We start from the raw sequence: 25895 nt of genomic DNA on the forward strand, positions 1-25895 counted from the left end.
GCGATCTCCGCGATAGCGCGGGGATCGCGTTTTCGTCATTACGGAATAAAGATCACGATGAGCGCGCGCGTTCCGATATCCATGCTCGCTGCCTTTGCCGTTCCCGGCAGCGTGGTGCTGGGACTGTTCTTCCTGATCCCCGTCTGTGCGGTGCTCGTCGGCGCCTTCGCGGATGGCGGCAGCGCCTTCGGCCGCCTGGCTGGTGATCCGGTGTTCTGGAACGGCCTGCGCGGTACGATGGTGTTGGGCGCCGTCGCACCGCTGTTCTCGCTCGTTGTCGGCTTCTGCGTTGCACTTGCGTTGGCGCGGTTCGCGCCAGGCCTCCGTACGGCAGCCTTGATCGCGATCTCGCTACCGCTGACATTCTCCGGGCTGATCGTCGCTTACGGTTTCATTCTTCTGCTCGGCCGCGCCGGCTTCGTGACGCTGCTGCTCGCCAAACTGGACTTCGATCCCGCTGTCATCGGGGGCTTCATCTTTTCGCCGTTAGGGCTTGGGCTGGCTTATTCCTACTACCTGGTGCCGCGCGTTGTGCTGATCGTACTACCCGCGATCAGCAATTTCGATCGCAACCAGATGCTCGCTTCGCGCTCGCTCGGTGCAGGGAGCTTCCGCACGCTGACTGAAGTGATGCTGCCGCAGATATTGCCGAGCCTGATCGCAGCCTATTGCCTGACGGCAGCGGTCGCCGTCGGCGCCTATGGCACGGCGCTGGCGCTGGCCGGCACGCAGGTGAACATCCTACCGCTGGTACTCTACAGCAAAATCTCGGAGACGGGGACCGATCTGCCGGCCGCATCCGCAGCCTCGATCGTGCTGGTGGCGATCTGTGCGATCGTGGTGGCGATCGGCGAAGCGATGCGTCCGCAGCGCAAGTCGTAGGCGCTACCGCCGATCATTGCTTGCTGGCTGTCCAGCGGCCAGTGCAGCCATTCGACATTTGCATCGAGCCGCCACCACTGCGGCCGGACAGGCGGCCGGTCATGACCGCGCTTACACTGCCGCTGCTGCCGACCCCTTGCAATACGCCGCTCGGACTGATGCTGCCGCCTCCACCGACGCTCCCGCCGGAGATCGTCAATGTGCTGCTGGCGGTTTTGCCCGCGCACACCGCCGACTGACCGGTGAAAGTGATCTGCCACATGCCGTCGAATCTGGCGGCGCTGCCGCCCTCACCAGCGCCGCGGCGGGCTGGAGCTGCACGCTGCTCGGATCGCTCGCGGCGGGCTGGCTTGGCGGCAGGCGGCTCGGAAGACGAGCCGGACAGCGTCTTGTTGTCATTGCCGAGGCTGCCGCCGGTTGCGCCCTGACTCCATGCGTCGCTGCCGCCGAGTGCGATGATGAGCAGACAGGGGAGGATGACGGATTTCATGATGATCTGCGGGATTGTCATGGGCGGTTACTGCTTGCTTGCGACCCAGCGGCCCGAGCATCCATCGGATCGCTGGAAAACTCCCGAACCGGTACGGCCGGAGAGGCGACCCTGGCTGGTGACGCGGATGCCGCTGTAGTTTCCGCTTCCGCGCACTGTCCCGTTGGCGCTGACCGGGGCGCTGCCGTCTTTGCCGATCATCCTTCCGTTGGCCACGACGAAGCTTTCCGTGAATGTGTCGGAACAGCCGGAGGTGCCTACGCTCGATATCGACCAGGCGCCGTCGAAATTTCCGCCGCCTCCCGCGCCCTCGCCACGGTTGCGCGGCGCGGTCTGACGGCGCGGCGCGCGGCGTTCGGAGCTTTCGCGTTGGGCAGGCGCCGCTGATCGGGATTCGGGGGAGGAGCCCGACAGCGTCTTGCTGTCATTGCCAAGGCTGCCACCGGTTGCGCCCTGTGCCAGAGCTGTGTCTCCCGAAAATATCAGAATGGCCAAACCAATCAGAAGTCCAGATCGAAAAATCATGTTCAATAACTTTCAAAAAAAGATCGAACTTACAATTTCGCGTCAGGCCCCATCGTGGCGTTGGCGCAGATGGCGCCGACAATCGGACATGATTTTCCTGTTTTGGTGCATTGATCGATGGCCGCATCGCGCGCCTGTGCAAGCGTGGGCCGCGCGACAAGCGACCAGTTGCCGCCGAGAGCTGCGAAGGCGCCGCAATTCGCTCCGTAAAACGACAGTTCGAGCGGGCAGGGAGCCGTGCCGCATTGGGCGCGTGCCTTGGTCACGGCTGACTTGCGGGACGGTTGATCCCACGACATGCCCCATTTCTTGTTCTTGATGTCATAAACGATCGAGCCCCATTGTTTCTGGTCGCTCGCGCTGCGCAAACGCTGCAGCAGGCCCTCGGTCGCTTCTCCCGTTGGTGGCATGCCGCCCTTGACCTGGAAATCGCGGATCGCAACCGCGATTCCATTCTTGCTGTTCAGCGGTTCGGGATCGAAATTCAGCTCATAAAGCCGATCGCTGATTTCCGTAAGCTTGATTGGATCGGTGATCGGCAATTTGTCGAAGTCGATCCGTGGCGCATCGGGCAGGCGTGCTTCCTGCACGGCCTTCTGCGGCACGACGAGCGGCACGGTGGCGGTTGGTGCCACGAAGTAGAATGTGCCATCGATCGGCGATGACGACACCCAAGGCTGTTGCGAGCCGCCGGTGGCGCGCTTCACGGCAAGGCCGACCTGATTGAAGGTCTGGAAAATATCAAGCCCAGCCTGACGCACGGTACTCGCCAATGCCTTGGTATAGGGGCTGTTACCATCGCTGCCGTCCTGCGCCACGCTGCCGGGCTGGGTCGCATAGGAGATCAGGGTGCCTTCCGGTGCGCGCATCTGGGCAAGGCCGCCTTCCGAGGCGCGCAGGCCACGCGACCCGAACGGATTGTTCCGGCATGCGTCCAGGATAACCATGTTGAGCCGCGTGCCGGAGCCCTGCATCTGCCGCAGCACCAGATTGATATCGACCATCTGGAAATCGACATCCGCCTCGCGGGTCGGATTGGCGTTCACCGGCACGAGGTAATTGGAGCCGCTGACCTGCACGCCGTGGCCCGCGTAATAGAACAGGGCGACGTCAGCGCCCTGAACCTGCCGGCCGAAATTCTGCACGGCGAGATCAAGTGCGCTTTTGTCCAGGTCCAATTGCGCAGTGCCGCCGATCAACGTGAAGCCGAGACCGCTCAGCGTCTCTGCCATCAGCTTCGCGTCGTTCTTCGGGTTATCGAGGCGGGTGATGTTCTGGTAGCCGGAGTTGCCGACCACAAGCGCAATGCGCTTCTCGGCCAATGCAGCGCTGACCGAGAGCAGCAAAGTCAGGGCTATCAGCGCGGCAATTCGCGCAAGCGACCTGACCGGTTGGACGAAATGGTCCATGAATCCCATCCTGCAATGGGACATATCCTAGCCCGGATCGCATGAAGCGCAATCCGGGCCAGAGCCTGAGTGCAGTCTAATTCAGTTGGTCAGCATGATCCGGCCGACGACCTTCCCGGCGCGCAGTTCATCGATCCACTTCTGGGCATCGTCCATCGGCTCCGCCTTCATCGGCGTCGGCTTGAGCTTGCCTGCGCGGGCCAGCGCCATCAGCTCTTTGGCTTCCTCAAGCGTGCCAACCATGAAGCCCTCGATGGTCATGCGCTTATAGATCCATTGCACCATGGGCAGGCTGAATTCGCCACCCATCAGGCCGGACACCACGATCTTGCCACCCCGCGCCACCGTGGCCACCGCAAAGTTCATGGACTTGTCATTACCAGCAAAGTCGACCACGCCATCGAAGCCGCCATCGTTCTCCTTGACCATCCGCCTGGCGACGTCCGGCTCAGCCGGATCGTAAGCGAAGGCAGCACCGTTCTTCAGCGCGGCTTCGCGTGCGGCGGGGTTGAGGTCGGCCACCGAGATCGGCTGCTTGAACATCGCCTGCGCCAATGCGACGCCCGCCATGCCGACGCCGCCGAGACCGACCAGCAGCAGGTTGCGTTGCCGCGGACGATCGACGAGACGTTTGAGTGCGCCGTAAGCGGTGATGCCCGAGCACATCAGCGTCGCCGCCATGTTGATCGGTAGCGGATCGTAATCGAGCAGATACTTCTCGTCCGGCACGAGGACATGCGTTGCGAAACCGCCGTCGAGCGACACGCCGAGGAAGCGGTTCTTGGCGCAGAGGTTCTCATCGCCTGCCAGGCAGTCGCGGCATTTGCCGCAGCCGATCCACGGGAAGACGGCCTTCTTTTTGCCGATGAGCGATTGATCGCCATCGGGGCCGACTTCATCGACGATGCCGGCGATCTCGTGGCCGAGGGTGAAGGGAAGCGTCATGCCGCGCGTGGTGTCGAGCTTCTTGCCGCCGCCGAGATCCGCATAGCCGTCCTGGATGTGCAGGTCGGAATGACAGAGTCCGCAGCACTCGATGCGGACCAGCACTTCCTTGCCCTGCGGCTTCGGTGTGTCGACGATGGTTTCGCAGAGCGGAGCGTCGAATTTCACCAGCGACTGGCGTTTCAAAAGAGCCATTTTTGTTTTCCCTAGACTTCGTTGCATCCTAGCAATCACAGGATGGGGGCGAGTTCAAGGGTGCCCAAGAGCGCCAGGTTCGCACCTGCGCCACACGTGCGGAAGGTCATGCCGTGCGCGTGCGGGCCCGTGCTGCTCGGCGGATACTGAGCCGTCTGAGGCGCGACCAGTCCGGGGAGATCTGTTCCGGCGTGGGTTCGACCAACACCTGAAGCAGCCGCGCATAGTCGAGGACCAATCCGGGTGTCCAGGCCATTGCTTCGGCGCGCTGCCGCAAGACGCCCGCGACCCATAATTCGGGCGTGACCGCGGCCCGGAAAAATGCGCGCCACGGTCGCTCGGTGCGTCCGAGTACGCCTTCGAGTGCTGCATCGAGCGCGTGTGCCACGGCGGTCGAGCAGTTGCGGCTGGTGAGGTTGTAGGTCGTATCAACGCGGTAGGTGCGCCAGAAGTGGCGGACGCGAACGCGATCGATGCGCGTGAAACGGACATGTTCAGTGGCCTCGCACCATCCTTGTGCTTCCTCGGCATAGCTCGGCTGGAAACGGCCGGGCAGGTCGTTCTCGACGCCCGCGCGCAGCACGCGGCCGAACTCATCCGGTGCGCGATCGATTTCGACGGCGGGATAATGGCTGACATAGACATTGGGCATGAGCTCAAGTGCTGCATGTCCGGTGGAGACGATACCATTGGCGTCGACAGCCGCAATATAGCGGTCCACCAGCGGTCGGCGCCGCGCGCTGCGGCCGGGCCCTGCGGGTGTCCAGACATGCACGACGAGATCGTCCTTGCCGGCATCATCCGGCGTGGCGGGCACCCACAATGCGGTCGGAAACGCGCCGCCCACCAGCATCGAGATCGGTGCATCCGGTGGCAATCGCCGCAAGCGATTAGCCAGCAACATTGTGCTCAGTCCCGATACGATCAGCAACGCGCCGATGTTGAAGCCGATCGTGCCCTCGTACCAGGTCGGCCATGGTTCCAGCGTGGTGGCGGCCAGCGTCAGTTCGATCACGCCAGCACCGATTGCCATCCGCCAGTTCTCGAAGCGCACCAGCCAGGCGCTGACGATGCGCGCGCTGCCGTCGAGTAGCAGCACGCCGCCCAGCAGCATCGCGATCAACAGGTTGGAATGACGCGGCTGCGCGATGATGATAACGGCCGGTACGATCAGGATAACGGCCTTGGCGAACTGATAGGGCCGACGTGTGACGGCAAGCAGAGCAGCCAGCAGGCTGACAATACCTTCCAGCAGCAGCAGGTAGCCGAAATAGTGAGGGCGCACGATCGTGCTGCCATCGAACGCGTCGATCACGATAGCGAGGCCCAAGGCAGCCCACAGCACGCCGATCGCGAGCAGCAACCGCCAGCGCCGTTGCACCACTTCCGCGCCCAGCAGGAGGAGCAGCAGTCGTATCATCGGTTACCCATGATCCCGGTTTTCCAGGGCCAGATATAGCCAGCGGATGATTAATGTTTTTATGCGAGGAGCCGGCTCTGGTCGGCATCTATGCTACGATGGGACTGATGTGGGGCGCAGGCGCGCTGATCGGCCCGGTCTTCGCCGGCGTTGCGATGCAGGGACTGACGCACGGACTACCAATGTTCGTGGCGTTCGTTTGCGCCTGCTTCAGGTGCGCGGCAATCTGCAGTCCTGCGCGCGACATCAGGGCGCCGGCGTGATGCTCTTTGTCTTTCTGATCTCTGATAATTCGCGTGCCATTGCGACAAAACCTGACACCGGAACCGTCTCGGCACGCCGGGTAACATCGACATCGGCAGCTGCGGCGAGCCGCTCCGGATCGACGCCGAGGGACTTCAGGCTCTGCCGCAGCATCTTGCGGCGTTGGTTGAAGGCTGCGGCCGCCACCTGTTCCAGCAGGCGTCGTTCGCAGGCCTCTGGCTCCGCGCGGGGAACGAGGCGCACGACCGATGACGTCACCTTCGGGGGCGGCGTGAAGGCGGCCGGCGAGATGTCGAACAGGATTTTGGTGTCGGCGCGCCAGTTCGACAGCACGCCGAGCCGGCCATAGGCCTCGTCATCTTCGACCGCAACGATGCGTTCGGCGACCTCGCGCTGGAACATCAGCACCATCATGTCGTACCAGGGCGGCCACGGCTCGGTGCACAGCCAGTCGATCAGGAGCTGCGTACCGATATTATAGGGCAGGTTGGCGACGATCTTGGCGCGCTCGCCCGATAGCATCGGGCGCGGATCGAAGGTCTGGGCGTCGCCGATGACGATCTCGAGCCGACCAGGATAGTGCGCGGCGATTTCCTTGAGCGGGCCGAGCGCGCGCTCGTCACGCTCGACGGCGATGACGCGCCTGGCGCCCGTCGCCAGTAATGCACGGGTGAGGCCGCCGGGGCCGGGGCCGACTTCGATGACCGTGCAATCTTCCAGCGGGCCGGCGGCGCGGGCGATGCGTGCGGTGAGATTGAGATCGAGCAGAAAATTCTGGCCGAGCGATTTGCGCGCCTGCAGATCGAAACGTTTGATGACGTCACGCAGTGGCGGCAGATCGTCGATCCCGCTCATGCGGATTGCGTCGCGGCCATGCGAGCTGCGAGTTTGAGCGCGGCGATCAGGCTCGACGGATTGGCGCGTCCGGTGCCGGCAATATCGAAGGCCGTGCCGTGGTCCGGCGAGGTCCGGATGAAGGGAAGGCCGAGCGTGACGTTGACGCCCTCATCGAAGGCGATGGTCTTGATCGGGATCAAGGCCTGATCGTGATACATGCAGATCGCGCAGTCATAGGTCGCGCGGGCCGCGGGATGGAACATGGTGTCGGAGGGCAAAGGCCCGCGTGCGTCGATGCCTTCGTTCTGCAATACGGTGACCGCGTGCATGATGAAGGCCTGCTCCTCGTCGCCCATCGAACCATCTTCGCCGGCATGCGGATTGAGGCCAGCAATGGCTAGTCGTGGCCGCTTGATGCCGAAACGGGTCTTCATGTCGTTGACCACGATGCGCGCGGTGGCAGTGATCAGCGGGCCGCTCAGTTGGGCAATAACATCGCGCAGCGAGACATGGATCGTGACCGGCACCACGGCCAGTTCCGGCGACCACAACAGCATCACCGGCAGCGGGACCTTTCCGTCGCGGGCGGCAAGCTCGGCGAGAAATTCGGTGTGACCTGGGTGAGTGAAACCTGCGCGATAGAGCACACTCTTGGCGATCGGGTTGGTGACGACGGCGCTGGCGTGGCCGGCTTCCACGTCCACGACCGCCTGACGGATCGAGGCGATGGCTGCAGGCGCGCTGGAAGCGTCAGGACGACGGGGGCGCGCGGTGACCGTCTGCCCGATCGACACCACTGGTAACGCGTCAGCAAACGTCTCAGTGGCACTGGCGGGCGTTGCATCGGCCAGCCTGACGTCGAGGCCGAGCGTCCTGGCACGTTCCGCCATGAAGTCACGGTCACCAAGCAGATAGAACGGGGGCAGGTCGAGTTCGTGCCGACGCAGCCAGGCAGCGATGGCAATGTCCGGGCCGATGCCGGCCGGTTCGCCCAATGTCAGCGCAAGAGGTTTGGTCATGGTGCCGCCCTAAGCCAGTCGCGGCCTAAGCCGGATCGGAAACTACCGATATTCGATCATCGCCGCTTTGCGCACTTCCTGCAGGTAGGATTTCGACTTCGCTTCGAATTTGTCGGCAAACATCTTGTCGCGGACTTCTCGCTTCTTCGGGGTATCGACCTTGGTCGGCTTGCGCGCGCATAGAGCGACCATTTCGACACCCTGGCGGGTCACTTCCGGAGGCGTGAGACGTCCGATCGGGGTCTTGTCGAGCAGTTCTCGCAGCGACGGTGGCAGATCGGCAGAGGTCTTGACGACGGTATCGCGGATGGTCGCATTCTGCATCGACTTGAAGGTACGGTTGGCGTCTTCGCAGCTCTGGATACGCTCGCGCAGCCCTTCGGCTTCCTTGTGTCGCGCTTCCATCATGCCGGACGCCGCTCCGCGGGGCACGACCAGCACAACCGGTCGCATCTGATATTCGAACGCTTCGGTCATCGCGTCGCCGCCGGCTCCCTGAACCGCTGCATCGACTTCCTTTTCGCCGACCTGCAGGCTCTGCTTGAAGCGCCCGCGGACGATCGCGTTCCAGACCATGTCGGCCTTCAAACGGCTTTTCAACGTGTCGGGGCGGATGCCTTTGGACGCCAGCGACTGCACCAGCTGATCCGGCGTGAGGCGCATGCGCGAGCTCATGTTCTGAAATGCACCATCGACTTCCGAAGCACCGGGATCGACGCTGTATTTCTTGCCTTCCTTGATCTTCACCTTTTCGCTGATCAACTCCTCGATCACGTCCTGGCGGCTGTTCGTCTTCGCGCCGGACAGTGCATTCAACTTGGTGCGTTGCTCGATATCGAAATTGGTGATGGGCTCGCCATTGACCATAACGGCGACGGATTGGGCCCGAGCCGGCGATCCCGCGCAAATGAAAAGGGTAACTGCCGTCGCCAAAGTGGCTTGCAGAACGCGTCCGGAAATCATCGTACCCATCATTGTCTAAACCGCGGTGTCAAAGCTCTCTTGAAAGCAGAATTCGCATACATCGCGACGGAAAACGGAGATTTCACGGCACAAACGACCGATACTAGTAAGTGCCGCCGGTTCCGCTCGCAGACGTGGTATTGCCAATTGTCCGCAGGCCAATCTGGAACATGAATGAATGGCTCAGAACGGGCGGCGTGCTCAGGTTAGTCACGTAGTTGTAGGACGTGACATAATTGACGCCGAGCACGAAACAATCGTCCACATAGCCTGCGCCGACCGTGTACTGGTTGATCTTGTTGGCCTCGAGATCCCAGCGCGCGCCACCGGTGACTACCCAGTTCGATGCCAGTTTGATCGAGCCGGTGCCGAGGAGGCCTTCGCGGCGGGTGAGGTAGCCCAACTCCGCCTGCGGTGCGTAGTTGCCATACATCAGGCTGACCGACCAGCGGTCGAAGCTTGCGCGACCCTCCGCCTCAAAGCGCGACACGTTACCGGTCGCCTCGTCGATCCGCGCACGCGTGCTGACCGTGTAGGTCCGGTTCGGCGAATAAGCGAGGCTGGCGACATAGTCTGACCGTGAGGTAGCCAGTCCGGAGTCGACACCGGTGTTGGTGCTATCTGCAACTGCGAACGAGTTCAGGCCGAACAGTTGGTAGGACTGACCGAACAGGACTTTGACGGAGCCGCCACGGTCGAACTGCGTGGTGGCCTGCACGCCAACATTGGCGCGACCGCCGCCTTCGACACGGTCATAACCGGAGAACTTGTTGACGCTGAACAGATTGCTCGCATCGAAGCTCATGCTCTGCGCGTCTTCGTTCGGCAACTTACCGGCGTAGGTTTCGTTCGGACGAATGATCACTTGAGCGATGGGTTCGAGTGTCGTGGTGCCCCACGGCTGAACGTTGATGAACGGATAGCGATATTCGAGGCCCACGGTCGGCATTACCCGCAGCGCGGTCGTGTCGCCGGTCGGCAGGAAGTTGGAGACGCCGGGCTGGTTCGAGATCGAGGCATCGATCGCATCGACGCGCAGGATCGCGAACGGCGTGAATATCTGGCCGAACGAGTCCGTATAGGAACGGCGCCACTGAGCTTCACCGGTCACGCGGGTATAGGTGCCAGGAATGCCGTTCATCAGGCAATTGGTTGGCGTTCTCGCGAGCGGATCTGCGGAAGTCAGATTGCACAATCCGTTGGTATTGGCGAGGGATGTGATCGGCGTGAATGAGGCCTGATCACGGCTCAGACTGGTCATGTTGAACTTGTAACTGAACTCGCCGCCCAGAATGTTCTGGTTGAGCACATTATTGTAATCGATCACCGGGTGAATGACCGGGACCTGGCTCTGATTACCGGAGAAGCTCAGATAGTAGATCGTGCGTGCATCGAAGAAGCTACGCTTGCCGACGCCCGTCAGATAGAGTTGCGAAACGGCTTCCGTCTGCAGGTTCAGGAACGAGGCGTACGGATCCTTGTACATGGACAAGCGATAGTCCTGCAGGAAGTTGTAATCGCTGAGTGCGACCGCGTCCCAGCCCCAGACCCATTTGTCGTTCAGCGCGAACTGGCCTTTGGACTCGACTCCGCCGCGCCAGTCTTTGTCGCCGACCGTGTTGGCGAAGGCGCTGCGATCCTGCTGATTGATGCCATAGGCACGGATCTGGTAGGCGCCATCCATCAGTCGCTGCCGGAACTCGCCTTGCATCAACAGGCCCTGCTTGCTGGTGTAGCGTGGCGAGATGGTTGCATCGTAATCAGGCGCGATCGCCCAATAGAACGGCGTTTCAACGCCGAAGCCTGTATTGGTGTTCTGCGTGAAGCCCGGCATCAGGAAGCCGGTCTTGCGCTTCACCGTCGGATCGGGCGTCGAAAAATACGGGATATAGGCGAGGGGCACGCCGAAGAACTCGATCCGGGCGTCCTCGAAATACATCATCTTTTCGGTCTGGTCGTGGATGACGCGGGCACCCTTGACCTGCCACAGCGGCGGCTTTTTCGGATCTTCCTTACAGGCGGCGCAGGCCGTGTAGACACCGTTCTGGAACACGGTGTAGTTGCCGGCGGTGCGCTCGGCGCGCGTCGCGGCCATGCGGGTCGCATCCGCGGTATCGACACGCAGCGAATCCACGAAACCGTCGCGGTAGTCGTCGCTGAGATCGAGCAGGTTGGCGTAGGTGATCTTGCCGTCGGCGTCCGTCATGCGGACATTGCCTTCGGCGTGCAGGCGCTTGGTCTTCTGGTCGTAGATGACCTTGTCGGCCTCGACCGAGGTGCCGTTGTAATACATCTGCACGCTGCCGACTGCGGCGACGCGCGAGTTGTTATAGTCGTAATTGACCTCGGTGGCCTGGACCAGCATCTGCCCGGTCTGGGCGGCAGGCGGCGGCTTCGGCCGGGTGGCGGGGCGATTGTAGGTGAAACTCTGGGCAGCCACCGGCGTTGTCGTCGCGACGCCAAATGCAGTCGCGAAACCCAAAACGGTTGCGAGCACCGGGGCCAGTACGCCAGACGTGCAAGACCGCTCGCCGCGCGTGGTCATGCGCAGCTTCCAATCAAATGCCTGCTCACGGAGGGCGGCAAACACAGCCACTATCCGTCCTCCTGGTACAACAAGGCCAAAAAGCCGGTGAGGCCGCCCACACACACAGGCAGCCACGCCGCAGCAATCGGATGCATCAACTCAGCCTTGCTCAAATCTTCCGTAACTTTCGACAGGACGTAGAGCAGAAAGCCTGCGCCCACGCCACTCAAAACCATCTTCTGGACACCGCCCATCCGAAAGAACCTCAGGCTCACGGAAGCAGCCAGCATCACCATCGCAACCAGCAAAAACGGCTGTGCGATAAGCTTATGATACTGCAAGCGATACCCCGCCGTCGCGAAACCCGAACTCTCTGAGGATTTGATATACGAAGGAAGTTGCCAAAATGACACTGTTTCGGGGGTCGAAAAACTATTTCTGACCTGCAGCGGGGTCAGGGTCGTGGCCAGGTACATGCTGTCCTGCTCGACCACGGGCGAATCGAGGGTGTAGCGTCGCACCCCTTTGAACAACCAGCGGCCGGGCTCCAGCGATGCCTCGCGCGCTTCGATCCGTTCCTTGAACTGGGATTCGGTGTCGAACCGGAACACGGTCAGGCCGGTCAGGCGGACGCCCTGCTGCTCGCTGCGGGCGGCATTGATGATGGATTGGCCCTCGCGGTTGACCTGGTTGATCCAGAAGCCGGAGGCGTCCTGGACGCCGCCGCCCGGCGCATCGCCGAACATCTGGGCCTCCATCCGCTTCGATTCCTCGCGCAGGTTGGCCGACAGGGGATTGTAGCCCACGGTCGCCAGCACGCCCAGGACGAGGGCGCTGGCCAGCGCAGGGGAAATAAACTGCCAGGCCGAAACGCCGGCGGCGCGGGCGACCACCAGTTCGAGCCGCCGCGATAGCGCGAGATAACAGGTCATGGCGCCGATCAGGATGCAAAACGGCATCATCTTCTCGAGCAACTGGGGCACCCGGTACAGCGACGTCTGCGCCACCATCAGAGCGGAGGCCGAGGCCAGCCCGGAGGTGCGCCTGACCATCTCAATGTAGTCGACCAGCACCAGCAGCATGAAGATACTGATGAACACGCCCAAGGCTGCCACCAGGAAGCGACCGGCGAAATATCTGCCGATGGTGTTGGTGATCATGTTCATGCGGTGGCCGGCCGTCGGAAGAGGCGCAACAACCGCTCGTTGGATCTGTTGATTGCTTCCACCAGCTTCGCCGGTGGCTCCACCACAATCCCGGCTGAGATGATCCAGAAGCTGACGCCGATCGCTGTCGCCAGCAGGGCATATTGAAGCGGTGCGGCGAAGTCCGATTTCGCTGCCACGACCGAGCAGGCAAAGCCCGCCATGCGCAGGCCGAACACCGCGGCAATTGCGCTGCCCATCGAGAAGTTGCGGCTCTGCCGCGTCGTCCGTGGCGAGCCCAGGAATGCAAAGGTCAAGGCGGCAAAGGCCAGCGGATAGATCGGCGCCATCAAGCGGTCGTGCATCTCGGCGCTGAACTGCCGCGGCACCTGCTTGTAAAGCGGGTCATCCACTGGCGGCACCATCAATTCCCAGAGATATCGTTCACGAATTCCGTAGGTGACGTCCTGGCTGCGATTGGAGAACTTCGACATATCGAAAGCGTAGCGGCCGAACGCCACCATGGCGGGGTCGGTCTTGCCCGTCTCGAAACGCTGCAGATTGCCATCTTCCAGAATCAGGAACGAACCATCCTTGTTCTTCAGCACCGTGCCATGGTCGGCAATGATGGTGACGCGCTCTTTGGGATCGCGACGATCATCAACAAAAATCCCGACCAGTAATCCGCCGGGCTGACGCTCCCGGACGCGGATAGTCAGGTTCTGATCGAGCTGAGCGAAGCGGCCTGGCTGCAGGATATTCGCCAGAACGTCGGCCGTGATCTCGGCGTCCCAGCGCTTCAGCCGGCGCATACCATCCGGTGCCAGATATGAGCCAATGAATGCCACGAGCAGTGATACGACCATTGTCGCGAACAGGAAGGGACGAAACAGCCGTCGCGGCGACAGGCCGGCGGCATTCATCACGATGATTTCGGAGTCGGTCGCGAGCTTGGTCAGGGTGTGGGACACCGCGATCATCAGGGCGATTGGAGCAATGATCAGAACGAGAACGGGAATCGCCAGGCTGGTGACGCCGAGGAAGGTCAGAATGGTCTGACCCTGGCTCGTCATCAGGTCGATTCCGCGCAACGCTTGCGTGATCCAGATCACGCCCGTCAGGCTGACCAGAACCACCGCAAACGACGCCAGCGTCGTGCGGAAAATATACTTGTCGATAGACCCCATCGGTCCGATCAATCCCCATTCCGGCCGTTAAAGCCGCCCGCATGCCCAATCCCGCAAGGGGGACCCCCGAGGGCATGCCGCGATCCTCACTAGCCCATCATCTCACTTAGCATCCCTTTGATTGGTCAACAAAATGGCCGGGGGATGGCTCGCTCAAGATATGGTTAATTATGTGCCTGATGTGTCCCTTGGGCCACTGAAATGCTTCGCAACCCGCGTGGCGACGAGGGGGCGGATCCGTCGGTGGGGCCTATTCGTTGGCAAGACCGTCACCTGAGGCCAGAGTCGACACATTCGGACACAGGCAATGCCCGAATCGTGGGTTACGGGCGGTTTGGTTTCCCTCGGGGACAAGAAACTATCGATCCTTGGCGGTTTCGGTCAGAACCTGTCTTGACGGTTCACGCTGCGACGACAACAAAACACTTGAACCCCGCCGCACTGACCGGATTCCGCGCCGACCCCTGCGACAGCCCTGATCTTCTGGAGGAATTTGCCATGTCCGACGCCGTCAAGGTCGGCTTCGTCCCGTTTGCCACTGCTGTGCGCGGTGCTCTTGTGGTGTTCTGCGACGAAACGCTGAAATTCGGTCCTGCCGCGACCAAGGCTCTCGGGGATGCGGCAGCCACTGTGAAGCGCGCGGCTACAACCAGCAAGTTCAAGGGCAAGAGCGCGTCGACGCTCGACATCCTGGCCCCGGACGGCATCAAGGCGTCGCGTCTCATCGTGATCGGCACCGGCAAGCCGGCCGATCTGAAGGAGACCGATCTGCTGAAATTTGGCGGCGTGCTCGCCGGCAAGGTCGGCAGCAGCAATGAGGCGGTGACCGTCATCGCGGAGCTGGCTTCGGGTGCAATGACGCCGGAGCAGGCGGCATCGGTCGCCTCCGGCGTATTGCTGCGCGCTTACAAATTCGATCGCTACAAGACCAAGAACAAGGAAGCCGATGAGACGCCCGGCAGCGTCGCGGTTTCGCTGGCCGTGAGCGACGTTGCCGCGGCCAAGAAGGCTTTTGCGCCGGGCAATCATATCGTGAACGGCGTCGTGCTGGCCCGCGAGCTCGTAAATGAGCCGCCGAATGTGCTGTTTCCCGCTGAATTCGCGCGACGCGCCGGTGAGTTAAAGAAGCTCGGCGTCACGGTCGAAGTGCTCGACGTCAAGGCGATGACCAAGCTTGGCATGGGCGCGCTGCTCGGCGTGTCCCAGGGATCTGTGCGTCCCGGCCGTATGGTGGTGATGCGCTGGAACGGTGGCAAGAAGGGCGAGCAGCCCGTCGCCTTCATCGGCAAGGGCGTCACCTTTGATACCGGTGGCATCTCCATCAAGCCGGCCGGCAGCATGGAAGACATGAAGGGCGATATGGGCGGCGCAGCCTGCGTCGTTGGCCTGATGCATGCACTCGCGGGCCGCAAGGCCAAGGTTAACGTGGTTGGCGCCATCGGCATCGTCGAAAACATGCCGGATGGCAACGCGCAGCGTCCGGGCGACATCGTGACGTCGATGTCCGGTCAGACCATCGAAATCATCAACACCGACGCTGAAGGCCGCCTCGTACTGGCCGATGTGCTTTGGTATGTGGCGAAGAAGTTCAAGCCGAAATTCATGGTCGATCTGGCGACGCTGACCGGCGCGATCATGGTCGCACTCGGTACCGAATATGCCGGCATGTTCTCCAATAATGATGAACTCGCAGAGCGTCTGTCCACCGTCGGACAGGCCACCGGCGAACGTGTCTGGCGGATGCCGCTCGGTCCGGAATACGACAAGCAGATCGACTCGCAATTCGCCGACATGAAGAACACCGGCACGCGCAACGGCGGCTCGATCACTGCGGCGCAGTTCCTGCAGCGTTTCGTCGACGATACGCCGTGGGCGCATCTCGATATTGCCGGCACAGCCATGGGCGCGCCGAAGACCGAGATCAATCAGAGCTGGGGCTCGGGTTACGGCGTGCGGCTGCTGGATCGGCTTGTGGCCGACTATTACGAGGCGAAGAAGTAGTCTGACACGATGACCGAGGTCCTGTTCTATCACCTGCAGAAGATGACGCTGGAGAGCGTGCTGCCGCCGCTGCTTGAGAAGTCACTCGAGCGCGGTTGGCGTGTCGTCGTGCAATCCACATCAGAAGAACGCGCCGATGCGCTCGATGCGCATCTGTGGACCTATCGTGACGATTCATTTCTGCCGCACGCCACCTGGCGTGTGGCGGACGCTGCGGATCAGCCGATCATTCTCGCGATCGAAGAGGGGAATCCCAATCGTGCCCAGGTCCGGTTCCTTGTGGACAGCGCAGCAGTGCCGGCGGATGCCGACGGCTATGAGCGCATGGTGCTGGTATTTAACGGTGACGATTCCGATGCGCTCGCTGCAGCGCGAGCAGCCTGGACTGATTGTAAGGCGAGGGGCTTTACGGCCACTTACTGGCAGACCGATGAACGTGGCCGGTGGCAGCGCAAGAATTAGCTGCCGATTGGCGATCTGCTGCAATTAATGATAATTGTAGATTTCCTTACCGGTATCTGCCGCTGTGTCATGGTGGTGCCGCAAATGAATGATGTTACAGGCGCTTATCGCCTGTCTTGGGGTTGCGTAATCGTGCGACAAGAAAAGCTTCATCGAAACGGTCTGCTCGTGCTGCTGCTTGCTGCGCCATTGCTTGCTGGCTGCGCCGGCGTGGGCGGTGACGCATTCTCCACGGACCTGCTGTCCAAGGATGCCGACTGGTTCTCCAAGCCAGGTCGCGTGTTCATCAAGAATGTTTCGATTGAGACGCCGCCGCTGTCGCCTGAGCAGGCCGTCAGTCCGCAGGATCTCATCAGCGCTGACGGTGCGTGCCCGGGCATGGCGCCGCGTGATGCCAACGCGCTTGCCGATGGTACCGCAGGTGCGCCGGTTCAAACTGGCGTCGTGGCGCTCGGCCATACCGAATGCGACGTGGCGCGTGGTGCAGGCGCACCCGACAATGTCAGTCTATCGACCAGCCCGCGCGGCGATCGCGTTGCCGTGCTGACCTATCTGCGCGGTCCGCGCGCTGGCATCTATACGTTTACCGCCGGTCGTCTGACCGTGGTCGAACGCGGTCCGGAAGTTGAGCAGCCGAAGGCCGCGCGTCCGAAGGCGAAGAAGCGCGCCGCGACCTGATCTTTTCGTGATGATGTCGAAGTAAGCGACGGCTGCGTGATCAGCCGTTCGCTTCTTCATGCAGAGAACTCGCGCTAAGCCATTGCTCTTCAGCGCGTTGCAATGCGTCCGCCGCAGCGGCGCGCGCTTTGGTGAGTTGCGTGGCCTGCTTCGGATCTTTCTTGAACAGGTCAGGCAATGCGAGCGCAGTATCGATCTTGGCGATGATGGCGGTGATCCGCTCCATCTCGGATTCTGCTTCGGCGACCTGCTGCTTGAGCGGGACCTTCTTTTCTTTAGGCTTCGCCAGTTTTTCGCGGTCCGTGTTTGCGCGGTCGCGTGTCGGCGTGCGCATGCCGCGGGCTTGCATGACGACTTTGCGATAGTCGTCGAGATCGCCGTCAAAATTGGTGACGGTGCGGTCAGCCACGACCCAGAGCTGGTCTGCGCAGGCCTCGATCAGATAGCGATCATGGGAGACCATGATCACTGCGCCGGGGAATTCGTTGATCGCCTCGGCCAGCGCTGCGCGGCTGTCGATATCGAGATGGTTGGTCGGTTCGTCCAGAATGATCATGTTCGGACCGTAGAAAGTCGCGAGCCCCAGCAGTAGCCGCGCCTTTTCGCCGCCGGACAGGCTTTTTACGATCGTATCCGCGGCCTTGCCGGAAAAGCCGATATTGCCGGCACGCGCGCGGATTTTCGATTCCGGCATGTCGGGCATCAGCTTGCGCACGTGATCATAGACGGAGTTGTCCATCACCAGCTCGTCGAGCTGATGCTGGGCAAAGTAAGCAATCGACAGTTTGTCGGCGCGCGTAATCGATCCTGAAAATGGCTTCAGCTTGTTTGCCAGCAGCTTGACCAGCGTCGACTTACCGTTGCCGTTGGAGCCGAGCAGGGCAATGCGATCCTCGGTATCGATGCGGAGTGTCACCTGATTGAGCACCGGCTTGCCGGGCTCATAGCCGACCGACACATTGTCCACCGCGAGAATCGGCGGCGACAGGATCTTTTCGGGCGCAGGGAAGACGATCTCGCGCACGTCTTGCGTTACTAGCGCCGAGATTGGCTTCATGCGCTCAAGCATCTTTACGCGCGATTGTGCCTGACGTGCCTTGGAGGCCTTGGCCTTGAAGCGATCGACGAAGTCCTGCAGCCGCTTGCGCTCGGCTTCCTGACGCTTGACGTTCTTGGCGTCGAGCGCCTCTTTGTTGGCGCGGAACTCTTCGTAATTTGAGTAAGTCCCGCGATAATGCACGAGCTTGCCACGGTCGAGATGCAGGATCTCGTTCACCGACGTATCGAGCAGGTCGCGGTCATGGCTGATGACGATGACCGTGCGCGGATAGTTGGCGAGATGATCCTCGAGCCACAGCGTGCCTTCGAGATCGAGATAGTTGGTCGGTTCGTCCAGCAGCAACAGGTCCGGTGCCGAGAACAACGTGGCCGCAAGCGCGACGCGCATGCGCCAGCCGCCGGAGAATTCGGAACAGGAGCGCAACTGGGCTTCAGCCGAAAAGCCAAGGCCGCTCAGAATCGCTGCGGCGCGAGCGGGCGCGGAATGCGCATCGATATCGACAAGGCGGGTCTGGATGTCGGAAATGCGCTCCGGATCGGAGGCGGTCTCGGCTTCCTTCAGTAGTGCGTCGCGCTCGATATCGGCTTTCAAGACGACGGAGATCAGGCTTTCGGGGCCGTCCGGCGCCTCCTGGGCGAGGCTGCCAATACGCCAGCGGGGCGGAATCGAGATACTTCCGGTTTCGGTGGCCAGATCGCCGCGAATGGCGTGAAAAAGCGTCGATTTACCGACGCCGTTGCGGCCCACGAAACCCACGCGGGCTCCCGGCGCAATCTGTACCGTGCTCTCGTCAATGAGCAGGCGTCCGGCGATCCGGATCGAAATGTCTGTGATGGAAAGCATGCGGGGTTGTCACCGCTGCGACGCACAAAGGCAACCCCGATTTGCTCGCTGCTGGTGCGCGGAAGGTCAATTATGCCGTCAGCGGCTACCGCTTTTCGTCCTGCTGCCGCATCCGGTCGATCAACGTCTGGAGATGGGAGGGGAGGGTGTCATCATCCGACCCGATATCACGGCGCAACCGCTCGCCGATGGCATTGCAGATCGCCACGCTGGTGGTGCGGTCGATGTGTTCTTCGCCATCATTGATGAACTGGTTCTGCATTGTCTTCCCGGCGCTCGTGGCAGTTGAATGACACTAAGGCAAGTCGTCCGGGCCGAAATTGTTTCAAGATTTATGGATTTGAGGCTGTTTGAGTCAAAATTCGATGAATCGTTGATGGATCTGCCAAGAAAAAGCCCGGCCGAGGAACGGCCGGGCGGTATTTCTCTGCTCGTGGAGCGTCAGTAGCAGCGATTGACCAGTCGCCAACGCGGTCCCCACGGGGTCGGAACGACCCGGCGGACGAGACATCCGCCGCCGCCATAGCCGTAAACCGGCCCGCCGACGAAGCGTGGTCCGCCCCAGCCGCGATGCCAGCCGCCGCCATGCCAGCCGCCGCCGTGCCATCCGCCGTGGCCGCCCCAGGCGGAAGCCGAGGTCGGAGCCAGCGCCGCGGCGCCCAATGAGGCCGCTGCAACCAAAGTCAGTGCGATCTTGCGGAACATTCTCATCTCCTCTGGTACGGCGCGTGTTGCGCCTGCGGTGAACATGGCACCGGGGGCAAATGCCGTTGGCCGGGGTCATTGCAGGCAGTCTAGGAGGAGGAAGCTGAACCGGATCGCGCCAGCCCTGTCAGGAATGGTTCATGTGGATGACATCTAGGTAATTTCGAGCGCCGGATCTGCCAAAATGGGGCCTGCGACATTTGGACGGATCGCTTGCCGTTCCCGGATAGCGTCGATATAAGCCGCCATCTTCCAGCGACTGTTATTCAAGGATAAATCATGGCTATCGAGCGTACCTTTTCGATTCTGAAGCCCGACGCGACCGAGCGCAATCTGACCGGTGCGATCAACGCGCTGATCGAAAAGGCCGGCCTGCGGATCGTCGCGCAGAAGCGCATCCGCATGACCCGCGAACAGGCCGGCACTTTCTACGCCGTTCACAAGGAACGCCCCTTCTTCGGCGAACTGGTGGACTTCATGACCTCGGGTCCGGTTGTCGTGCAGGTGCTGGAAGGCGAGAACGCCGTCCTCAAGCATCGCGATGTGATGGGCGCAACCGATCCGTCGAAGGCTGCTGATGGCACCATCCGCAAGCTTCACGCCAAGTCGATCGGCGAGAACTCGGTTCATGGTTCGGACGCTCCGGAAACTGCAGCGATCGAGATCGCGCAGTTCTTCTCGGGTAACGAGATCGTCGGCTAAACTTCCAGCCGAATTAACGACCGGTCGGCGCGCGGGGGCGCGCCGACCTTTCCAATCAAAACGAACAAACAAAGGGGCGCGCTGTGGACTGGTTGCTGCATATTCTCGATCCGGCGACGATCAAGTCGGTTTTCGTTCAGTTTCAGGTCGAAATGCAGCAGCCTGCATTCTGGGTAGCTGTCGGCAAGATCATCTGGATCAACGTTCTGCTGTCCGGCGACAACGCCCTCGTGATCGCACTGGCCTGCCGTGGTCTGGAACCGAAGCAGCGCATGTGGGGTATGATCCTCGGCGCCGCTGCCGCCGTGATCCTCCGTATCATCTTCACCGGCATCGTCGCCACATTGATGGAACTGCCCTACCTCAAGCTGGTGGGCGGTCTCGCGCTGATCGTGATCGCGGCCAAACTGCTGGTTCCCGAGCAGGAAGAAGAGGACGGCGTCAAGGCTGCCTCGCATCTGTGGGCCGCCGTGCAGATCGTCGTCGTCGCCGATATCGTGATGAGCCTCGACAACGTCATTGCAGTTGCTGCCGCAGCCAATGGCAGCGTGCCGTTGCTGATCCTCGGCCTGGCCATCAGCGTCCCGCTGATCGTCGCCGGCGCGGCGCTGATCATGGCGCTGCTGACCCGTCTGCCCGTTCTGGTCTGGCTCGGTGCGGCCCTGCTGGGCTGGGTCGCCGGCGAAGTGATCGCGACGGATCCTGCGGTTCTGCCGCTGATGCACAGCTTCTTCAGCGGTTCGGTCGGCACTGGCCTCGACAGCCTGATGTCATCGCTGGGCCTTGGCGTTCGTTTCACCAATGGGGGACATGGTGGCGAGATCGTCTGCGGTCTGATTGGTGTCGCTGTGGTGCTCGCTGTCGGAACGTTGTGGCGTCGTCGCAGCATGGCAGGGCACGCCGAGCAGGCGGCCTAACTCAATAAAAACGCAAAGCGGGCGAGGGGCATTTGCCTTTCGCCCGCTTTTTTGTTTCTGGAATCCGGTGGTTCCTAGAACTTGAATTCGACGCCCAGCGTTCCTTGGTGGGACTGCGAATAGGCGCGGAACTTGCCGTCATAATTGAGATAGAGACGCGCGGTGTTGCTGAGGCTCAGCGACGCCGATGCGCCGGCGTCTGCGCCGTACTGGCTTTCGCCGATCCCCTGAACGGTGATGCTCTCGGAACCCAGGCTAACCGTGACGTTGCTAAAGCGCTGATGCACGTTGTCGACGAATTTGGCATAGCCCGATAGATCAAGAATCTTCTGATCGAATATCCAGTAATGGCCGACTTCTGCGCCAATCAGGATACGCGCACGCTCGGCTGAGGCGCCGCTCGCGTTGAGAGGATTGAGGCCGCCAAGCTCCTGCATCGCGCCGGTTGTCGCGCGGGTGTATTCGAAGGCAGCCTTGGGCACGATCCGTGCCTGTTCGTAACTCCAGTAATAGCTCAGCTCGGTGAGCGCGCCGTCGATCCGCGCATCGTAGCCGGCGCTCGCGAGCCCTAGGCCGGTGTCGCGGCGCGAGGTGATGTCGCCGAAGCCGTGCACCAATGCGATTGCCCAGGTCCAGGCGCCTTGGTCGACCGAAGCGTTGACTCCGATCTGCGTGAGGTCGAGCGTTGCAGACTGCAGGGCGAGCGGAACATCGATCGTGGTGTGACTCTGGTCCACCGACAGTCCGACATTGACGCCCGGCATCAGCCGCGCGCCGATTCCGGCGACCCCGCCGACAGTCCGGCGCTTGTCGCCGACGAAATCCCCGATCGTGCCGGTATGGGCGCCGACACCATAGAACTCGGCCCAGCTACGGAAGCGCGGCGTCTCGGTGGTCTCCGACGCACCGCCGCCGCCGGGATTGGCGCGCGACGCGCGGTTGAAGCCGTAGCTCGCCTGATCGCCGAGGCGGCGCAGGAACTGGCTACCGAGATCGCTGATGGCGACGCCGGCGGATTGCCCGGCATTGAAGTCGGTCGATGGGGGCACCGGTGCGGCTGGCAGCGGCGGTGTCGGCGGAGGTGTGGTTGGGGGCGGCGTGGTAGGCGGCGGCGCGACCTGGGCGGATGCAAGCGAAGGCGCAACGACAAGCGCGACGGCAAGGCCGAGTACAATGGTCCGGCGTTGCCGACTGGCAGCCGGGCTCCTGTCCGTTTGGGCGTATCGCGATGGATCGCGCATTGTCACTCGTTTCGAAATTGTCGCTGCAGTGCCGTTCGACTGCGGCAGAGCATACGCGATCCAATGAGCATTGCCGCTGAGCATTGAGCGCCTCCGGTGGCGATTGACGCGTATTGTTGTGCGATTGCCACAGCGGATTCGTGTCGCTTTTCATCACGTTATGGCCATTCACGCAGAGCGGGCTGACGATGTTTCAATCCGGCGCGTCTGCTCATGGGGCCGGTCAGCGGCTTTCGATAGGTACGCTTGAACGCGGCCGGTGATATCAAAACCTCTGCCGTAAAAAGCCAAAGACTTGCGTAGCCAAAATTTTCATGTTGGAATTCTTGCGCAATCGGATTGAGGCCGTTCGACTGTGCGTTTTGCGAGCAGGACATTCAGCAGACACCGGGAAGCCCGCTTGTGGCGTGGTACGCATGATGCGTGGCCGCGTCTTTTTTGTATCTAGATCGGGAGACAGACGATGCAGAAGGGCACCGTCAAATGGTTCAACCCCACCAAGGGTTATGGCTTCATCAAGCCGACTGTCGGCGACAAGGATGTCTTCGTGCACATCTCCGCCGTGGAGCGCGCGGGCCTTAGTACCCTCAACGAAAACCAGACCATCGAATACGACCTGGTGGAAAATCGCGGCAAGGCGTCTGCCGAGAACCTCAAGGTCTCATAACTAAGTCTTGCTGTGCCGGTCCTGACATACATTATGGGCCGGCCGACTGATGTAACTCCGGCGCAAGCCGGGCCTTTTGTAGCTCCGGTGCGGATCGTGCCGAGCGGGCGAGGTTATGCCCGCATTATCGCTTCTTTGGCTTCTTCGCCTTTTTGGCCGTTTTCTTGGCGGGTACAGCCTTCTTTGCGGCCTTGTCCTTTTCGGCGTTCTGAGCCTTCATCGCTTGCGCTGCTTCTGCGATCTGAAGTGCTTCAACGGCCTTACGCATCGATCGCGCATAGCTATCGGCGGCATTATCGGCGGACATCTGAAGGCGCTTGGCAGCGGCCATGCCTTGCTCCGTCGCGTCCTTCGCTAGTTGCTTGAAACGGTCCTTGGCGGTCTTGTCCTTGGCCTTGGCGGCCAGGCCCGCATAGCGATCGCGTTGTGCCTTGACGGCTGCCATCAGTGTCTTGTTTTGCTGCTTAGCAGTCTGCCGGATGATCACACCCAGATCGGCGCCCGTCATTCTTCATTTCCTTAAGTGACAGCCAGAATAGTCAATTGTTTCAATTATGCAGTTGCCATTGAGGCATTGCAATCGTCGCAGCTCGTGGCACTGGCCAGCGTGCTGGGCGAGGTGAGTTCATTGTCCGATGTCGTAAGCACAGATCGGGTTTCTTTACCGTAAAGATACTCGGCAATTGCGCTTGCGTGACGGAATCATGATACCGCGAGACTTCCCGTCCGGCGCAGCCAGGTCTGGCCTGTCGATATGCGGTGCCAGATTGGCTGGCGTGTGGAGCATCCTGCGATGACGGTGCCGGCGAGATCGCGTTTCCGGATTGGCTTTAGGACGTCGATCATTGCGCTGTTCGTCGGCGTCGTCCTGACGGTCGGTCTGGCGCTGGTTTATCTCAGCTTCAGCAGGGTCAATACGATCATCCGGACGGCGGCTTCGTCGTATCTCAGCGTGGTCGCGCAGGCTGCGACCGATCGCATCGATGCGCAGCTCAAGAGCGTTCACGACAATCTGGATATCCTGCGCGGTATCACATCGGTCCAGTCCGCGGAGCTCAAGAATAACCCGCGGCTGAACATCCTGCTGGCGTCGATGCTCCGCAACAACAAGCAGCTCTTCAGCCTGTATATGGGGTATGAGGACGGCTCGTTCCTGGAAATGGACCTCATCGACCGAACGGGAGCTGGGGTGAAAGCGCGCTTCGGGGCGCCGGACGGGGCCAGATTTCGCCTGTTCACGATCGTGAAGGCAGGCGATTTTGGACCGCTTCAGACCACGACCGCCTATCTCGACGATGCGCTGCAGCCTTTGGCAAGTCTGCCCGGACCGGTCGATTTCGATCCTCGCGTTCGGCCGTGGTATCGCGGCGCCTTCGAGCCCAATGCCAGTCTGCTGACCGAGCCCTATATTTTCTATCAGACCGGTGACATCGGCTACACGCTGCGAATGCCCATTGTGGAGGGGCAGCGGGGTGTTGTGGCCGGCGATATCCTGCTCAGTGAAGCCGAGGCCATGCTGCGCAAGCAGCAGCTCGGGCATTCGGGCGTGGCCTACCTGTTTGATGATGCCGACCGGGTGCTGGCGCATCCCGAGATGTCCCGGTGGCTTGAAGCCACGAGTGTGCCGAACAAACTGTCGGAGCTGCCACGACTGAGCGATGTCGATACGATCGGCGCTACTGCGGCCATCAAGGCGTGGCGCCAGACCGGCGTTGAGCAACAGTTCTTCGATGACGGAACCGGGCGTGCCTATGCGGCGGCATTCAGGCCCGTGGAGATGGCCGGATCGGCCAATCTTCGTGTTGGCTTCTTCGCGCCGCTCGATGAGTTCTATGCCGAGATCGAGCAAGAAAAGCGCACGCTCTTCATTCTCGCATTTTGTTTCGTGCTCGCGGCCATACCGATTGCATTCTGGATCGGCAACAAGCTGTCGCTCTCCCTGCGGATTTTGGCGCGCGAGGTCGACCGCATCCAGAACTTCCGGTTCTCGTCGATGCCGCAACTGCGTTCGCCGATCCGCGAAATCGACGATCTCGGTCGATCGGTCTTCACCATGCGCACACTGGTGCAGACATTCTCGAATTTCGTCCCCAAGCGTCTGGTTCAGCAACTGGTCGAAACCGGCACGGCCATGCAATTGGGCGGCGAGCGCCGCGAAGCGACCATCCTATTCACGGATGTCGAGAATTTTACGGGAATGACGGAGAACGAAGATCCGACCCGGGTGATGCTCTACACGTCGCGCTATTTCGCTGCGATTTCGGACGTCATTGCTACGCATCAGGGCACGGTCGATAAATATATCGGCGATGCGGTTATGGGGCTGTGGAACGCACCCATCGAGCACACCGACCATGTCGCGCAGGCTTGCGCCGCTGTGCTCGATTGCGTCGAAGCCAATCGGAAGCTCAATGAGGAATTCGAGCGTGAGGGCTGGCCCGTCTACAAGACCCGGTTTGGCCTGCATGTGGGCGATGTCATGATCGGCAATATCGGGTCACCCGACCGCATGAACTACACGGCGCTCGGCGCGACCGTAAATCTCGCGTCACGGCTCGAGACGCTGAACAAGGACTACGGAACCAGCGTCCTGGTCAGCGAAGCCGTCAAGGAGCGGGTGGACTCCCTGTTCCTTTTCCGCAGCGTCGCCCGGATCAAGCCGAAAGGCTTTGCCGCGGAAGTGCAGATCTATGAGTTGCTCGGCGCGCGAGACCAACATTCCGTCGCCGTGTCTGATCGCCACGCCAATTTCCCTGTTTGATCGATGGGGGCCGCGCTATAGTAGGCGTATGGCAGCCCATAGAGTGAAGT

General features: G+C 61.4%; 24 protein-coding genes. 8 read left to right on the top strand and 16 right to left on the bottom strand.

Annotated features, from left to right (window positions below):
• Positions 1–57 precede the first annotated feature (57 nt).
• Entirely contained in the window at positions 58–882 is an 825-nt protein-coding gene (locus AB7951_RS11215) for an ABC transporter permease (RefSeq protein ID WP_439061682.1), read from the top strand.
• Positions 883–895: 13 nt separating this feature from the next.
• Here AB7951_RS11215 and AB7951_RS11220 read toward each other — a convergent pair whose 3' ends face one another.
• The 11 genes from AB7951_RS11220 to lptF form a co-directional block, all read right to left on the bottom strand.
• Entirely contained in the window at positions 896–1372 is a 477-nt protein-coding gene (locus AB7951_RS11220; RefSeq protein ID WP_147421725.1) for a hypothetical protein, read from the bottom strand.
• 27 nt (positions 1373–1399) lie between these two features.
• Entirely contained in the window at positions 1400–1897 is a 498-nt protein-coding gene (locus AB7951_RS11225; RefSeq protein WP_120292355.1) for a hypothetical protein, read from the bottom strand.
• 29 nt (positions 1898–1926) lie between these two features.
• Positions 1927–3306, bottom strand: a complete 1380-nt coding sequence (locus tag AB7951_RS11230; RefSeq protein WP_120292551.1) for a caspase family protein — start codon at positions 3304–3306, stop codon at positions 1927–1929.
• Between the two features lie 81 nt (positions 3307–3387).
• Complete coding sequence (locus AB7951_RS11235) at positions 3388–4446, bottom strand: alcohol dehydrogenase (RefSeq protein ID WP_120292357.1); 1059 nt, start codon at positions 4444–4446, stop codon at positions 3388–3390.
• 106 nt (positions 4447–4552) lie between these two features.
• The gene (locus tag AB7951_RS11240) at positions 4553–5866 is read right to left on the bottom strand and encodes a DUF308 domain-containing protein (RefSeq protein ID WP_120292359.1); all 1314 of its coding nucleotides are present in this window, start codon (positions 5864–5866) and stop codon (positions 4553–4555) included.
• 246 nt (positions 5867–6112) lie between these two features.
• Positions 6113–6985 (bottom strand): 16S rRNA (adenine(1518)-N(6)/adenine(1519)-N(6))-dimethyltransferase RsmA, encoded by an 873-nt coding sequence (gene rsmA, locus AB7951_RS11245; protein ID WP_089263949.1) that lies wholly within the window; start codon positions 6983–6985, stop codon positions 6113–6115.
• Positions 6982–7986, bottom strand: a complete 1005-nt coding sequence (gene pdxA / locus AB7951_RS11250; protein ID WP_441255777.1) for a 4-hydroxythreonine-4-phosphate dehydrogenase PdxA — start codon at positions 7984–7986, stop codon at positions 6982–6984. The genes rsmA and pdxA overlap by 4 nt, the downstream gene beginning before the upstream one ends.
• A gap of 42 nt (positions 7987–8028) precedes the next feature.
• The gene (locus AB7951_RS11255; protein WP_439062664.1) at positions 8029–8958 is read right to left on the bottom strand and encodes a SurA N-terminal domain-containing protein; all 930 of its coding nucleotides are present in this window, start codon (positions 8956–8958) and stop codon (positions 8029–8031) included.
• Positions 8959–9052: 94 nt separating this feature from the next.
• Positions 9053–11494, bottom strand: coding sequence for an LPS-assembly protein LptD (locus AB7951_RS11260; RefSeq protein WP_120292556.1), 2442 nt, complete (start codon positions 11492–11494; stop codon positions 9053–9055).
• A gap of 50 nt (positions 11495–11544) precedes the next feature.
• On the bottom strand, positions 11545–12642 hold the full coding sequence (gene lptG / locus AB7951_RS11265) for an LPS export ABC transporter permease LptG (RefSeq protein WP_093758303.1): 1098 nt from the start codon (positions 12640–12642) through the stop codon (positions 11545–11547).
• Positions 12639–13808: an LPS export ABC transporter permease LptF gene (gene lptF / locus AB7951_RS11270; RefSeq protein ID WP_089263952.1), complete on the bottom strand. Its 1170-nt coding sequence runs from the start codon at positions 13806–13808 to the stop codon at positions 12639–12641. Before lptF ends, lptG begins: the two co-directional genes overlap by 4 nt.
• Positions 13809–14306: 498 nt before the next feature.
• Here lptF and AB7951_RS11275 point away from each other — a divergent pair, with 498 nt between their 5' ends.
• The 3 genes from AB7951_RS11275 (at position 14307) to AB7951_RS11285 (ending at position 16949) form a co-directional block, all read left to right on the top strand.
• Complete coding sequence (locus tag AB7951_RS11275) at positions 14307–15809, top strand: leucyl aminopeptidase (RefSeq protein WP_120292558.1); 1503 nt, start codon at positions 14307–14309, stop codon at positions 15807–15809.
• A gap of 9 nt (positions 15810–15818) precedes the next feature.
• A complete protein-coding gene (locus AB7951_RS11280) occupies positions 15819–16271 on the top strand; it encodes a DNA polymerase III subunit chi (RefSeq protein WP_120292365.1) in 453 nt (150 codons plus the stop codon).
• 84 nt (positions 16272–16355) lie between these two features.
• Positions 16356–16949 carry a hypothetical protein gene (locus AB7951_RS11285; protein ID WP_439061680.1) on the top strand — a complete coding sequence of 198 codons (594 nt, stop codon included), beginning with the start codon at positions 16356–16358 and terminating at the stop codon, positions 16947–16949.
• A gap of 40 nt (positions 16950–16989) precedes the next feature.
• Here the strand turns inward: AB7951_RS11285 and AB7951_RS11290 are convergent, their stop codons facing one another.
• The 3 genes from AB7951_RS11290 to AB7951_RS11300 all read right to left on the bottom strand — a co-directional run bounded on the left by AB7951_RS11290 (position 16990) and on the right by AB7951_RS11300 (position 19557).
• Complete coding sequence (locus tag AB7951_RS11290; protein ID WP_120292367.1) at positions 16990–18852, bottom strand: ABC-F family ATP-binding cassette domain-containing protein; 1863 nt, start codon at positions 18850–18852, stop codon at positions 16990–16992.
• Between the two features lie 85 nt (positions 18853–18937).
• On the bottom strand, positions 18938–19114 hold the full coding sequence (locus tag AB7951_RS11295) for a hypothetical protein (protein ID WP_175366131.1): 177 nt from the start codon (positions 19112–19114) through the stop codon (positions 18938–18940).
• 179 nt (positions 19115–19293) lie between these two features.
• Positions 19294–19557, bottom strand: a complete 264-nt coding sequence (locus AB7951_RS11300; protein ID WP_068731077.1) for a sulfur globule protein precursor — start codon at positions 19555–19557, stop codon at positions 19294–19296.
• Positions 19558–19836: 279 nt separating this feature from the next.
• Between AB7951_RS11300 and ndk the strand changes: the two genes are divergently transcribed.
• Together ndk and AB7951_RS11310 are read left to right on the top strand one after the other, a co-directional pair.
• Positions 19837–20259: a nucleoside-diphosphate kinase gene (gene ndk / locus AB7951_RS11305; protein ID WP_068731078.1), complete on the top strand. Its 423-nt coding sequence runs from the start codon at positions 19837–19839 to the stop codon at positions 20257–20259.
• Positions 20260–20342: 83 nt separating this feature from the next.
• Positions 20343–21176, top strand: a complete 834-nt coding sequence (locus tag AB7951_RS11310) for a TerC family protein (protein ID WP_093758307.1) — start codon at positions 20343–20345, stop codon at positions 21174–21176.
• Between the two features lie 74 nt (positions 21177–21250).
• On the opposite strand, the gene AB7951_RS11315 is transcribed toward AB7951_RS11310, so the two are convergent.
• A complete protein-coding gene (locus AB7951_RS11315; RefSeq protein WP_441255778.1) occupies positions 21251–22417 on the bottom strand; it encodes an autotransporter domain-containing protein in 1167 nt (388 codons plus the stop codon).
• Between the two features lie 463 nt (positions 22418–22880).
• Here AB7951_RS11315 and AB7951_RS11320 point away from each other — a divergent pair, with 463 nt between their 5' ends.
• Complete coding sequence (locus AB7951_RS11320; protein WP_089263958.1) at positions 22881–23084, top strand: cold-shock protein; 204 nt, start codon at positions 22881–22883, stop codon at positions 23082–23084.
• Positions 23085–23208: 124 nt separating this feature from the next.
• Here AB7951_RS11320 and AB7951_RS11325 read toward each other — a convergent pair whose 3' ends face one another.
• A complete protein-coding gene (locus tag AB7951_RS11325; RefSeq protein WP_093758309.1) occupies positions 23209–23592 on the bottom strand; it encodes a hypothetical protein in 384 nt (127 codons plus the stop codon).
• Positions 23593–23877: 285 nt separating this feature from the next.
• Here AB7951_RS11325 and AB7951_RS11330 point away from each other — a divergent pair, with 285 nt between their 5' ends.
• Positions 23878–25845, top strand: a complete 1968-nt coding sequence (locus AB7951_RS11330; RefSeq protein ID WP_120292369.1) for an adenylate/guanylate cyclase domain-containing protein — start codon at positions 23878–23880, stop codon at positions 25843–25845.
• Positions 25846–25895: the final 50 nt, after the last annotated feature.

This window comes from Tardiphaga sp. 285_C5_N1_2 (genome assembly GCF_052076065.1).
Taxonomy (GTDB): Bacteria; Pseudomonadota; Alphaproteobacteria; order Rhizobiales; family Xanthobacteraceae; genus Tardiphaga; species Tardiphaga robiniae.

Bases quoted from the DNA above. Each gene is read 5' to 3' on its own strand.
- AB7951_RS11280 (WP_120292365.1), top strand. From the start codon at position 15,819: ATGACCGAGGTCCTGTTCTATCACCTGCAGAAGATGACGCTGGAGAGC.
- AB7951_RS11330 (WP_120292369.1), top strand. From the start codon at position 23,878: ATGACGGTGCCGGCGAGATCGCGTTTCCGGATTGGCTTTAGGACGTCG.
- AB7951_RS11290 (WP_120292367.1), bottom strand. From the start codon at position 18,852: ATGCTTTCCATCACAGACATTTCGATCCGGATCGCCGGACGCCTGCTC.
- AB7951_RS11285 (WP_439061680.1), top strand. From the start codon at position 16,356: ATGAATGATGTTACAGGCGCTTATCGCCTGTCTTGGGGTTGCGTAATC.
- AB7951_RS11225 (WP_120292355.1), bottom strand. From the start codon at position 1,897: ATGATTTTTCGATCTGGACTTCTGATTGGTTTGGCCATTCTGATATTT.
- AB7951_RS11275 (WP_120292558.1), top strand. From the start codon at position 14,307: ATGTCCGACGCCGTCAAGGTCGGCTTCGTCCCGTTTGCCACTGCTGTG.
- AB7951_RS11215 (WP_439061682.1), top strand. From the start codon at position 58: ATGAGCGCGCGCGTTCCGATATCCATGCTCGCTGCCTTTGCCGTTCCC.
- rsmA (WP_089263949.1), bottom strand. From the start codon at position 6,985: ATGAGCGGGATCGACGATCTGCCGCCACTGCGTGACGTCATCAAACGT.
- AB7951_RS11230 (WP_120292551.1), bottom strand. From the start codon at position 3,306: ATGGACCATTTCGTCCAACCGGTCAGGTCGCTTGCGCGAATTGCCGCG.
- AB7951_RS11240 (WP_120292359.1), bottom strand. From the start codon at position 5,866: ATGATACGACTGCTGCTCCTCCTGCTGGGCGCGGAAGTGGTGCAACGG.
- AB7951_RS11295 (WP_175366131.1), bottom strand. From the start codon at position 19,114: ATGCAGAACCAGTTCATCAATGATGGCGAAGAACACATCGACCGCACC.
- AB7951_RS11260 (WP_120292556.1), bottom strand. From the start codon at position 11,494: ATGACCACGCGCGGCGAGCGGTCTTGCACGTCTGGCGTACTGGCCCCG.
- lptF (WP_089263952.1), bottom strand. From the start codon at position 13,808: ATGGGGTCTATCGACAAGTATATTTTCCGCACGACGCTGGCGTCGTTT.
- ndk (WP_068731078.1), top strand. From the start codon at position 19,837: ATGGCTATCGAGCGTACCTTTTCGATTCTGAAGCCCGACGCGACCGAG.
- AB7951_RS11255 (WP_439062664.1), bottom strand. From the start codon at position 8,958: ATGGGTACGATGATTTCCGGACGCGTTCTGCAAGCCACTTTGGCGACG.
- pdxA (WP_441255777.1), bottom strand. From the start codon at position 7,986: ATGACCAAACCTCTTGCGCTGACATTGGGCGAACCGGCCGGCATCGGC.
- AB7951_RS11235 (WP_120292357.1), bottom strand. From the start codon at position 4,446: ATGGCTCTTTTGAAACGCCAGTCGCTGGTGAAATTCGACGCTCCGCTC.
- lptG (WP_093758303.1), bottom strand. From the start codon at position 12,642: ATGAACATGATCACCAACACCATCGGCAGATATTTCGCCGGTCGCTTC.
- AB7951_RS11300 (WP_068731077.1), bottom strand. From the start codon at position 19,557: ATGTTCCGCAAGATCGCACTGACTTTGGTTGCAGCGGCCTCATTGGGC.
- AB7951_RS11220 (WP_147421725.1), bottom strand. From the start codon at position 1,372: ATGAAATCCGTCATCCTCCCCTGTCTGCTCATCATCGCACTCGGCGGC.
- AB7951_RS11325 (WP_093758309.1), bottom strand. From the start codon at position 23,592: ATGACGGGCGCCGATCTGGGTGTGATCATCCGGCAGACTGCTAAGCAG.
- AB7951_RS11315 (WP_441255778.1), bottom strand. From the start codon at position 22,417: ATGCGCGATCCATCGCGATACGCCCAAACGGACAGGAGCCCGGCTGCC.
- AB7951_RS11320 (WP_089263958.1), top strand. From the start codon at position 22,881: ATGCAGAAGGGCACCGTCAAATGGTTCAACCCCACCAAGGGTTATGGC.